The organism is Streptomyces sp. NPDC052107, assembly GCF_040680215.1.
In the GTDB taxonomy this organism is placed as follows: Bacteria; Actinomycetota; Actinomycetes; order Streptomycetales; family Streptomycetaceae; genus Streptomyces.
This window is the reverse complement of sequence record NZ_JBFAWG010000175.1, coordinates 1-6,935: the sequence shown is the minus strand read 5'-3', so window position 1 is coordinate 6,935 and position 6,935 is coordinate 1. Positions and strand designations below refer to the sequence as shown.

Annotated in this window: 5 protein-coding genes and 2 pseudogenes; 3 read left to right on the top strand and 4 right to left on the bottom strand. The window is 68.1% G+C overall.

Annotated elements, in window-relative coordinates; genetic code table 11:
- Positions 1-536 precede the first annotated feature (536 nt).
- A pseudogene (locus AB0M27_RS45905) lies at positions 537-1,235 on the top strand (DUF2637 domain-containing protein); the annotation flags it as partial.
- A gap of 1,274 nt (positions 1,236-2,509) precedes the next feature.
- On the opposite strand, the gene AB0M27_RS45900 reads toward AB0M27_RS45905, so the two are convergent.
- From AB0M27_RS45900 to AB0M27_RS45885, 4 genes are all read right to left on the bottom strand, one after another.
- Positions 2,510-2,728: a transposase family protein gene (locus AB0M27_RS45900; protein ID WP_365732047.1), complete on the bottom strand. Its 219-nt coding sequence runs from the start codon at positions 2,726-2,728 to the stop codon at positions 2,510-2,512.
- The gene (locus AB0M27_RS45895; RefSeq protein ID WP_365732044.1) at positions 2,725-3,036 is read right to left on the bottom strand and encodes a hypothetical protein; all 312 of its coding nucleotides are present in this window, start codon (positions 3,034-3,036) and stop codon (positions 2,725-2,727) included. Before AB0M27_RS45895 ends, AB0M27_RS45900 begins: the two co-directional genes overlap by 4 nt.
- A 679-nt stretch (positions 3,037-3,715) precedes the next feature.
- Positions 3,716-4,168, bottom strand: a complete 453-nt coding sequence (locus tag AB0M27_RS45890; RefSeq protein WP_365732042.1) for a hypothetical protein — start codon at positions 4,166-4,168, stop codon at positions 3,716-3,718.
- 222 nt (positions 4,169-4,390) lie between these two features.
- Positions 4,391-5,269 (bottom strand): helix-turn-helix transcriptional regulator, encoded by an 879-nt coding sequence (locus tag AB0M27_RS45885; RefSeq protein ID WP_365732040.1) that lies wholly within the window; start codon positions 5,267-5,269, stop codon positions 4,391-4,393.
- A 105-nt stretch (positions 5,270-5,374) separates the two neighbouring features.
- On the opposite strand from AB0M27_RS45885, the gene AB0M27_RS45880 reads away from it, so the two are divergent.
- Both AB0M27_RS45880 and AB0M27_RS45875 read left to right on the top strand, forming a co-directional pair.
- A complete protein-coding gene (locus AB0M27_RS45880; RefSeq protein WP_365732038.1) occupies positions 5,375-6,073 on the top strand; it encodes an SDR family NAD(P)-dependent oxidoreductase in 699 nt (232 codons plus the stop codon).
- Between the two features lie 245 nt (positions 6,074-6,318).
- Positions 6,319-6,780, top strand: a pseudogene (locus tag AB0M27_RS45875) (MFS transporter); the annotation flags it as partial.
- Positions 6,781-6,935 lie beyond the last annotated feature (155 nt).

The window sequence follows — 6,935 nt, the reverse complement described above, 5'->3', positions numbered from 1 at the left end:
CCCGAGACGCTTCGCAGCCTTGGAGATACGCAGCAACTCCATGCACGCAACTATACATGCAACACTAAGGATTACTAACGAAGTTGGTGAGCCTGATGAGCTCGTCGGCCAGAGCCGGCAGACCGCACCGCTCGGCCGGCCGCACCACTGGCTCCAGCCCGCCGTACGCGATCAAGTTCGGGTCATCGAACGCGGATGAGACAGCCGTCGCGGCATGGGAAGATTGCATCTCGGAAGTGCCTTGCCGGTCGTGCCTGATGTGGTCCTAGAGAAACCCCATCATCGCAGGTCGCAAGGCACTTCTGTGTTTCCGGAAGAACGACCCACAGGCGTCAAGCCGGTGGATCCGGGCTGACTGGCTCGCAATCCAAGACGCTCATGGAGCTGGTTCGCTGCCGAACCCGCCGCAGATGGCGCTCAGTGATCACTTTTCGTAGACGATGCGCCACGAGCCGACCTCGAAGGGCCACATGCTGTCGCATGTCATGGGAGTGTGAGAACAGCTCAGTTGTGAGGCATGAACGGGGGAGTGGGACGTGGCTGCGGGGACCGGTAAGCCTCAGCTGACCCGAGCGCATCGGGTCCTCATCGGTGTGGTTGTGACAGGCGCTTTGATCATCGCCGGTATCGGCTTCGCTGGTTCCTACGCGGCGGTCCGCGAGCTGGCGGTCGAGAAGGGCTTTGGAGACTTCTCCTACGTCTTCCCGATCGGCATCGACGCTGGCATCTGTGTCCTCCTGGCGCTGGATCTTCTGCTGACCTGGATCCGCATCCCCTTCCCTTTGCTGCGACAGACGGCTTGGCTGCTGACGGCCGCCACCATCGCGTTCAACGGGGCGGCGGCTTGGCCGGACCCGCTGGGCGTGGGCATGCACGCGGTGATCCCGGTGCTGTTCGTGGTTGCGGTGGAGGCGGCCAGGCACGCGATCGGCCGTATCGCCGACATCACGGCGGACAAGCACATGGAGGGGGTCCGGCTGACCCGCTGGCTCCTTTCACCGGTCCCCACGTTCCTGCTCTGGCGCCGTATGAAGTTGTGGGAGCTCCGCTCCTACGACCAGGTCATCAAGCTGGAGCAGGAACGGCTCGTTTACCAGGCCAGTCTCCGCTCCCGCTTCGGTCGCGCCTGGCGGCGTAAGGCCCCGGTGGAGTCGCTGATGCCGCTCCGTCTGGTCCGGTACGGCGTACCCCTCACCGAGACAGCCCCGGCCGGCCTGGCCGCTGCCGGCATCGACAAGCCGCCGATCCAGTTCACCATCGAGCGGCCCCCGGTTCCGACGCAGCGGCAGAGCCCCGAACTCGAGGCTGCGTTCGACCAGGAGAAGGAACTGGTGCGGGTGGGCGCCGCGGAGCCCCGGCCGGGAGCGCAGGCACGAGCCGCACACCCGAAGCAGTCCCACGATCTTGGAGAAGAAGGGAACGTTCACCACCTCGCCAGCGCCTATCAGGACTGGATGGCCGCCTTCGGGCTCGAGCCCACGAGCGCGCAGTTCGCTCGCTGGCTCCAAGAGCAGTACGGCATCGCCACCGCGGCCGGCGGACCCCTGTCTGACGAGCAACTCGAACCCCTGCTGCGGCTCCTCAAGCAGCGACACGCGCCCTCGGCTGAGGGCGGGACCGAGCCCCAAGCTCCGCAGGACGCGGATGACGGATGGGGTGACTACTTCTACAACGCCTGGCTTGCGTACGCGCAGGAACACGGGGCCTACCCCGATGCCGCCGCGCTCGCCACGTATGTCCACGAGCGGGATCAGATCACCGGCGGCAGCGGCCAGCCCATTACGGGCGAAGATCTAGAGGGTTTCGTCGCGACCTTCCGGCAGCGCGAGTTCGACGAGCCGGAGCCGCTCGCCGCCGTGGAAGCCACCGAGCCCGCTGCCCAGGCGCCTTCTGGAGATCCCCTCCCGAACGAGGACACGCTTGAGGAGGCACCGGCCGGCGCGGGCGCGCACCCCGCTAAGGAGAAGCGCAGTCCCAGGGTGAGCGCCTCCATTGATGACCCGCCGGGCGACGACGCGATCGAGGAGCCGGCCGCGCTCACCACCGTCGACCGCTACTACCTCGCCTGGATGGAGTACCAGACCGAGCTCGGCGAGGAACCCAAGGCCGAGCAGCTCTCTGCCTACCTTGCAAGCAAGAAGGGCATGACCGGCCGCGGTGGAAAGCCGGTCAGCGCGTCCACCCTGCGCCGCTACCTCTTGCCTTTCCGTGTCTACGCCTTCTGGGCGGAACAGCGGGTGCGCAGCGAAACCCCGTCGCTCGACGCCATTGCGCAGGAGTGCGCAGCCCACGGGATCACCGCGCAGCACAACAAGCCCCTCACCACTGACTACATCGCCGAGCAGGCCGTCGACTTCGAGCGGCGCTGGCAAGCGCTGACCCGCCACCACGCGCAGCCATAGCAGTGAGCCTCCGCCAACTTGAAATCGCAGGTCAAAGAGCTGGTGTGACCAGTTCACGGGGTACGTCACGCTGGTCGTGGGCGACAGTCTGCGGAGTAGATCATCCGTCAGCGGTTGACTTCGAGGTTCGTCAGAACGAGGAGGGCGCGCAGGAGGTGGGTGGCGCGGGCGGGGTCGGTGCGGAGTTTGGTGAGGGTCCGCCAGTTCTTGAGGTGGGCGAATCCGTGTTCGACCGGTGCGCGTCCGGTGGCGAGGACGCGGTTGGCGGTCTTCTGGCCGGGGGTGAGCTTGTGAGCGTGGGTGGCTGTGAAGCCGGTGACGATCACGGGGTCGCGTACGTCGTTGTCCAGGCCGCGGAAGCCGAGGTCCGCCAGTGCGCCGAGACCGGCGGCGCGACGTTGACGGCGGTGACGCCGTCCACCCCGGGCGTTTTGGCACCCTTGTTTCCGGCGACCCGTTCGAACGCCACCCATAGCGTCGCGGGGTCGCACACGAGGTTGAACAGATCGTCGAACCTGCGGCCTTCATCGACCGCCGCCCAACGGTGAAGTTTGGCCTGCATCCCCGATACCCGCTGGTGAGACCCCATCGGGGTCTCTGGTGCACCGCTGTTCAGCGGCGCGTCTTTCGGCATTGCAGCCTCCTTCCCTTCTCGATTCCGCTGCCGCCCTTCCCCATGTGCCGGACTCTCCCCGGCTCGGAGTACTACGGCGGCTCCGCCCCGTGCCGGCCCGATCGGCCGACGGTGGGCCCAGCCTGCGACCGCGCTGGAGGCGTTGTCCCAGGTCAGGACCGGAACGGTTCCCGTGTTCACGTGTCGTTCGATCGACGGAGTAGGAGCCCGGCTATACCCCCGCGGCATCGCCACGACTACCCCGCAGCACTTCGTCGTGGCCTCCCCGGGCGACACATAGCAATCGCCCGGGAAGTTCCCCGCCCCCAAAGCAAGACAGGGACGCACCGCATCCAGCCCAGATCCGCCAGGTTCGAGCTGGTGACGAGTAAGGAGGCGTCAACGCCGGTTCCTCGCGTACTCCTTTCCCTCTCGCTTGCCGGACCCGCACCATCTGGCAGTGCTGATACGTCCCGGCTTTGTCAGGGCCGCTTGCCACCCTCCCCGGCACCTCCCGGGTCGGGCTGCCCTCAGCTTCAACCGCCCTGCTGCGACAGGGCGGCGGTGGCGTCCTTTCACCGCCACTCGAACAACTCGCGCTTCACGGCGCACCTTTGGTTCTCGTCACACAGTTCCAACGGCCGCCGGGGGCACCCCGGTTACGCCCGCACCCCATCGCTCCGGGCGCTGGCGTGCCTGGTCACAGGCAGGTGGTGAACCGGGCGTCGGGTAGTTTGTGCAGCCAGCCGCGATCGACGAGTCTGACCAGCTTCCCGCGCAGCGGTTCCAGCTTGGCCCGCACGCTGACGTCGATTCCTAGCGCGTCGCCGACCTGCCGGGCCATGACCGGTCCGGCGGCTTGCCGCACGGCGGCGAGAATGCGCTGGTCGTCCGGCGGGAGTGTGCTCTCCTCCACGCTTGACGTGCGGTGCGGGATCAGCATCACCGCTCGTCCGCCCACCTGCCCGGGCGCCGGCGTGACCGAGGCCCGTTCGTCGGCAAGCTGTTCGCGCACCCGTTCAAGGACGCGTTCGGCGACGGCGAGTTCATTCCGCTCGGCCCGTACCTCCGCTAGCTGCTTGGCCAGCTGTTCTTCGAGTTCGTCCAGTTCTGCGCGCCGCGCGGTGATCCGTTCCAGTAGTTCGGGATCCATGACCGGATCGTAGAAGGGCGCCCAGCCGCAGCGGGCAAGAATCGGCGAGCTGACGAGGTTCAGGCCGTGTTCGATGGGTCCGGCGATTGGCCAAGGGCGTCTCGTCGCGCCGTGCCCCACTGCCGACCCCCTCCGTGGAGTTGGCCGCTTGAAAGGTTCCCCACGACGCGAAGCGATTGACAGGGGACCGTGAGCCGCCGGTCGGCCGACGCGCGGGGCGGATCAGTTGCGCGTGCCGGCCGGTGGGCCGACGACGGTGGTGAGCTGGAGTTTGGTCTCGTCCTCGCTGCCCGGCGCGGCGGTCATGATGACGATCTTGAGCTCGGTGTCGCCGTCGGTCAGGACATCGCAGTCCACCGTGATCGGGCCCACCGACGGGTGGTCGACCGTCTTGCGGACCTCGCGGTTCGCGGTCACCTCTCCCTTCGCCCACAACTCGGCAAACCTCTCGTTGCCTGCGTTCAGGTCGCGGACCAGCGCGGCCAGGCGACTGTCCCGGGGGAAGCGGCCGGTGGCGCGGCGCAGGTCGGAGACGAGGGCGGCGTCGGCGGTGTCGGGGTCCGTATCGGTGACCGGCCACAGCGCGAGGGGGGTGTGATCGGCGCCCACCGGGAACCTGTCGCGGGCAAAGTTGCGCATCCGCGGCGGCGAGGCCAAGGGGTCGCCCAGCAGGGCGGCCCACCCGTGGTTCCACCACACCAGTTGCCAGTCCGCCGCGAACACGGCAACCGGTACGTCTCCGAGGCGGACGAGCACTCGTTGCATACCGGGCGGGAGATGGTCGCAGATCGTGCCGTCCGCCGGCGGCACGATCTGGGCCAGGCGGTAGAGGTGGTCCCGCTCGGCGGTGGACAGCTGGAGGGCGCGCGCCAGGGACGCCACCACCGACGCCGAGGGTGTCGTGGCCCGCCCCTGCTCCAGGCGCACGACGTAGTCGACCGACACTCCGGCCAGGTCGGCCAGTTCCTCGCGCCGCAGCCCGACAGCCCGGCGCTTGCGGACGACCGGCAGCCCGGCGGCCGACGGGGGCAGCCGGTTCCGCCATGTGCGGATCGCCGCGCCCAGTCCAGCCCCGGGGGGTGTCGTCGTCATGCTCTTCATCCTCCTGCATCCCCGATCACATGCGGGGGCGCAAGGGTGGTACTGGTCTTCCCACCGTCGAAGCGTCCCTGGTCCAGCTCCCTCGTCCAGGCAACCATCGAAGGCATGACGATCACTTTCATCACCGGAGCCAACAAGGGCATCGGCCGCGAGACCGCCCGCCGCCTCATCGCGTGCGGTCACACCGTTCTCCTGGGAGCCCGCGACCGTGAGCGGGGTGAGGAGGCAGCCGCCGCGCTGGGCGCACGCTTCGTCCCCGTCGACGTGACCGACGACGCGTCCGTGGCCGCTGCCGCCGCGGACGTCGCCGAGCACGAGGGCAGGATCGACGTCCTGATCAACAACGCGGGTGTACAAGGACCCTTCGGTGATCCCGGCGACCTCACCGCCGCGGACGCCCGCGCCGTCCTCGACGTCAACGTCATCGGCGTCGTCCGCACCACCACCGCGTTCCTGCCGCTGCTGCGCCGCTCGGACGACCCCGTGATCATCAACGTCAGCAGCGGCATGGGCTCCCTCGCCTTCACCCACGACCCCGGCCGGTCCGAGTCGCACGTCGTCGCGCCGCTGTACGCCTCCTCGAAGGCGGCGCTGACGATGTTGACCACGCAGTACGCCAAGGGGCTCAAGGGCATTCGCGTCAACGCCGCCGACCCCGGCTACACCGCGACCGACATAAACGGTCACAGCGGCTCCCAAACCCTCACCGAGGGCACGGACGCGATCGTCGCCCTCGCCACCGAGGAGCCCGGCGCCGGCACCGGACGCTTCATCGACCGCCATGGCGAGATCGCCTGGTCCTGACACCGGCGGTGCCGGGTCACCGGCCCTGAAGAACAGAACGGGCAGAACATCGAGACCGGTTGGGCGGGAGAACTGCCGCTGCTACTGGCGTCGGCGGAATCTCCGGCAGAAATCCGCTCTCCTTCAGTGCTCCAGAGGCGGGCAGCAAGCTTCACCTGGCTGCTGACCGCCGGCATGGGCCCGCAGACCCGTCAGCCGCCCCACACCCGGCCGGATACGGCCCAGCCCTTTCCGAGTCAATACCGATGTCTTCGACTGCAACGCGCCGGATGGGCGGATGGGGGGTCCTCGTCCTGGTCGCGCTCGCGCAGTTCATCGTGATCCTCGATACGACGATCGTGAACGTCGCGCTGCCCTCGATCCAGAGTTCCTTCGGCCTCAGCCCAGAGAACCTCCAGTGGGTCGTCACTGCATACACACTGGTATTCGGCGGTTTCCTGCTGCTCGGCGGACGCCTCGCCGACCTGTTCGGACGCAAGCGGTGGTTCCTCATCGCCGTGGTCCTCTTCGAGCTTGCTTCGCTGGTGACCGGCCTCGCCGTCTCGGACGGCATGCTCATCGCCGCTCGCGCGGTCCAAGGTCTCGCGGGTGCGCTGCTCACACCGTCGGCGCTGTCGATCGTGCTCGTCTCCTACGCCGAAGGGCATCGGCGTAACGTCGCGCTCTCGGCCTGGGGCATCGTGGCCCCCGCGGGTGGCGCGGTCGGAGCGCTGCTCGGCGGTGTGCTCACCCAGTTCCTCAACTGGCGATGGAATTTTTTCATCAACCCCCGCCTACACCTCCCGGTGGGGCGCCCAGCACTGGCAGAAACCGCTCACCAGCACGACCAGGAAACCCAGCCGGCACGATGCCGCGAGCATCG

Coding starts and splice junctions, on each gene's coding strand:
- AB0M27_RS45890 (WP_365732042.1), bottom strand. CDS start 4,168: ATGGATCCCGAACTACTGGAACGGATCACCGCGCGGCGCGCAGAACTG.
- AB0M27_RS45895 (WP_365732044.1), bottom strand. CDS start 3,036: ATGCCGAAAGACGCGCCGCTGAACAGCGGTGCACCAGAGACCCCGATG.
- AB0M27_RS45885 (WP_365732040.1), bottom strand. CDS start 5,269: ATGAAGAGCATGACGACGACACCCCCCGGGGCTGGACTGGGCGCGGCG.
- AB0M27_RS45880 (WP_365732038.1), top strand. CDS start 5,375: ATGACGATCACTTTCATCACCGGAGCCAACAAGGGCATCGGCCGCGAG.